At 24.9% G+C, this 3,565-nt stretch carries 4 protein-coding genes and 1 pseudogene; all 5 read left to right on the top strand.

Annotated elements, in window-relative coordinates; all coding sequences use genetic code 11:
• A pseudogene (locus OC701_RS02485) lies at positions 1 to 395 on the top strand (group II intron reverse transcriptase/maturase); the annotation flags it as partial.
• Positions 349 to 507 carry a group II intron reverse transcriptase/maturase gene (locus OC701_RS02480; RefSeq protein ID WP_320415511.1) on the top strand — a complete coding sequence of 53 codons (159 nt, stop codon included), beginning with the start codon at positions 349 to 351 and terminating at the stop codon, positions 505 to 507. The pseudogene OC701_RS02485 and the gene OC701_RS02480, both read left to right, overlap by 47 nt.
• Before the next feature lie 86 nt (positions 508 to 593).
• Positions 594 to 746, top strand: a complete 153-nt coding sequence (locus tag OC701_RS02475) for a hypothetical protein (RefSeq protein WP_304514507.1) — start codon at positions 594 to 596, stop codon at positions 744 to 746.
• A 334-nt stretch (positions 747 to 1,080) separates the two neighbouring features.
• Entirely contained in the window at positions 1,081 to 1,167 is an 87-nt protein-coding gene (locus tag OC701_RS02675; protein ID WP_420887968.1) for a zinc finger domain-containing protein, read from the top strand.
• Positions 1,168 to 1,255: 88 nt separating this feature from the next.
• Positions 1,256 to 2,479: a DnaD domain protein gene (locus tag OC701_RS02470; protein ID WP_304514506.1), complete on the top strand. Its 1,224-nt coding sequence runs from the start codon at positions 1,256 to 1,258 to the stop codon at positions 2,477 to 2,479.
• Positions 2,480 to 3,565 lie beyond the last annotated feature (1,086 nt).

Here is a 3,565-nt window from a genome sequence, read left to right as displayed (position 1 = left end):
ATTTTATCATTGGTGTTAAAGGCGAATATAACCAGGCAGAAAGAATCAAAGACCAAGTAACGCAATGGCTAAAGCAGGACCTGAACCTTACTGTTAGTAAGGATAAGCCCAAAATTGTTAAAGCCAACAAAGGAACGAGGTTTCTATCCTACATGATAAAGGTTAACCCTACCAATAAAACCCGGGAAAGGAAAACTACCAAGAATTCCTTAAATGGCAAAGTTCTTGTCAGAATTTCCCAAGCGAAAGCCGAAGAATATGGATATGAATATAATTGGTTAAAAAAGGGAAAGGTGAAACACGACGAAACATTAGCAGAAAGAGACGAATTAGAAATAATTCGAACCTATCAAACAATCTTCCGAGGAAATTATCCAAGACTTTTGTTTAGCTAACAATCTAAGTGTTCTAACCCATCTAAATTACCTAGCTGAATATAGCTGTTTGAAAACACTGGCAAGGAAACAAAAACGTCAATTGCTAGAGTTCGAAAAAAATGTAGTATAGGTTCAACTTGGGGTATTTCCTATTATAATAAAGGAAAAACCCAATACGAACCATGGGAGGTTTACTCTTGGAACAAAATTAAGACAATGCGTAATTATAAGGGAAATCCAGACATTACCATTAATAGATTTATATTCCAAAGTCGTACCCATTTAACTGACCGTCTAAAAGCGGAACGTTGTGAGGGTTGCGACAAAACAATCCAATTTCAAATTTCATTACATTGGTACGGTCCGTAATGCGCATTACCAAAGTATCATGAATAAAAGAACAAAGGTATTGTGTAAAGTTGTCATCGGAAGATAACCAATCAGCAAATACATGATATCAGAAAGAATAAGAACAATAGGAATAAATAGCTAATTAACCGTGAGGAGAAATTAGTTCTCGAAAGAGAGTAAATTATGGAAAGCCGGATGCTTGGAAACTTGCTTGTCCGGTTTGGACGGGGGCTGATTGTAAATAAAACAGCAAAGATAAATCGCTGCATAAAACGCAATTAATCTATCCGTATCCTTAGGAATTAAAGGTAATTTTCAAAAAAAGCTTTTAGTATATAAAAAAGATAAACAAATGTGTTTTAGATGCAACAAATTAATTCAAAAAATTAAAATTAATGGTCGTAGTTCTTATTTTTGTGCTTTTTGTCAATTGAGATAGACATAAATATTTTATGCTATATTTTAATCATGGGTAAATTTATATTTTATCATTTATTATGGTATAGCCTTAAGGAAGGTCGCAAATAATGATTAATTCAAAGATAATTGAAATTTATTGTGTTGACAAATTGACTTTAGAAGATTATAAAGTTATTAATTTATTATATCAACCCCTCATTGGAACTATTGCTATTTCTTTGTATAATACTTTATATTTTTTAAATGAAAGTAAAAATAATGTTTATAATAATTTTAATATTACATATCAGATGTTATTGGATTTTTTAAATATAGATCAAAAAACTTTTCAATCTAATCAATATAAATTAGAAGCTCTCCGTTTGTTAGAAACTTATTCTAATGATAATAAAGATATTATTTATATAATTCATTCCCCTGTTTCGGTTAAAAAATTTTTTAGCGATCCCTTATTGAGTCATTTTTTTTTAAGTGAAGTTGGTAATTATTATCATTGTTTACAAAAATTATTATTAACTCAATTGCCTGTAATACCTAAAAATTTCCAAAATATTAGTAAAAATTTTGTAGATATGTATGGAGTTAATAAAATTAATATTGATCATGCTTCTTTATATAAATGTTCTAATTTGGATAATGTTAAAAATAGCACTAAGCATTTGTTAGTATTTCAAAAATTTTTCGATTATGAAGTGTTTTTAAATAATTTATCTGAACGTTTTAAAAAACCTTTTTTATTAGAGGATGAAAATATTGATTATATCGTGACTTTAGGTTTTGTTTATATGTTACAACCTAAAGAAATGGCTATTTTGTATCAAAAACTTTTTCGTCATAATTATAATAGAATTAGTAATTTAAATATTTTAAGAGATTATTTATATGAACAAAATATAAAAGCTAAAAAAAATATTAAAATTATTGATGTTAATAATAATCAACAAGAAAAAAATGAAATGATTTTGTGTTTAAAACGTTCACATCCTATTCATATTATTAAAAATTTTGGTAAAAATATTAATATACATAAAAAATTAAATCATGATTTATTTATGTTAATTCAAAATCATAAAGATGTAGATATCGGAGTTATTAACGCTTTATTGATGTATATTTGTAAAAAGAAATATCATGAGCTTAATTTTGTGCTTTCTTATAATTATTGTGATGCTGTTTTAAAATCATGGTTAAAAAGAGGTATTATTTCTACCGAAATGGCTTACAATTATTTGACAGAAGAATTAAAAAATAATAATAACAAATTTAATTCTGCTCGTAAAGATGTTTCTTTGCCTAAATGGTTAGATGATTTTATGAAAAATTTACATTAATTAAAAATAATTTTTAAATATTTGAAATTAATCATAATAAATAACAAACGATAAGTTAGGGTGTAAATATACTGATAAAAACAGCAATTTGTCCTATTACCTTAGCGTACTCCCAAAGAAGAGAGATAATAACATTTACCTTTTAATCCATCTCTATTTATAATGTGTTGATAAGGTAGATGAAAAATCTGATTAATTAAGAAAAACCTAAAAAAGTAATCTAATTTAGAGTATGATAAAGTTTATCGAAAAAAATAAAAACGCAAGCCGAAATTCAGATTTTTGAAAATTTGCTCTTCTGGTTTGAAGGGAGCTATTTGTAATAGAGAAAAATAAATTCGGTAATTGAAACTCGAATAATTTATTCCTATATATACTGATTTCCGTTATTACTAATAATATATTTTATGTTTTTTTAGTTTTTAAATTATTAAAAAAAGTAAATAAAAATTTATATAATTAATAGTTAAAAATATTATATTTATTATTATAAAATTATAGATTGTAATTAAAAAGTCATTAATATTAGTAGTTAATAAAGGATTATTAATGGAAATTCATTTATTGAAGAAATAATTTAAAATATTTTATTCATAATAAAAAAATCAATTTAAAGGTACTTTTTTATTTAAAGACATATAAACTTTTTAATTAGCTACTCAATAAATTTATTATTAAATTTAATTATTCTATTTTTATAACTTTTTTTCTCCAATATCTTTGAAAAGTTTAAAATTGAAAAACAAATATACATAAAAAAAATGATATAATAAATTCAGTAATAATTTATTATTAGCTAAAAATAGTGAATAATATTAAGAAAAAATAAGATTTTAGATAAATTGTGTGTTTATAAAGTTATTTTTTAACAATCAATAAAAAAGAATTTTTTTAATTAATCCATATTTTATCTTAATTTATAATAAATTTAATTACTATTATTTTTAGTTTAGGCGCCCAAGAGGCCTAAATATCGAGTGAACTAACCCATCACCAGTGCGATAAACACTGACAGGCTAAGAACGGTTCTTGAAAGGAAACTATCAAGAATTACAGCAGTTCTTAAAAGCGGGTTACGATGAAGTA

The sequence above is a fragment of the Candidatus Phytoplasma bonamiae genome, assembly GCF_030586845.1.
Lineage (GTDB): Bacteria > Bacillota_I > Bacilli_A > Acholeplasmatales > Acholeplasmataceae > Phytoplasma > Phytoplasma bonamiae.
This window is presented reverse-complemented; position numbering and strand designations above follow the sequence as displayed.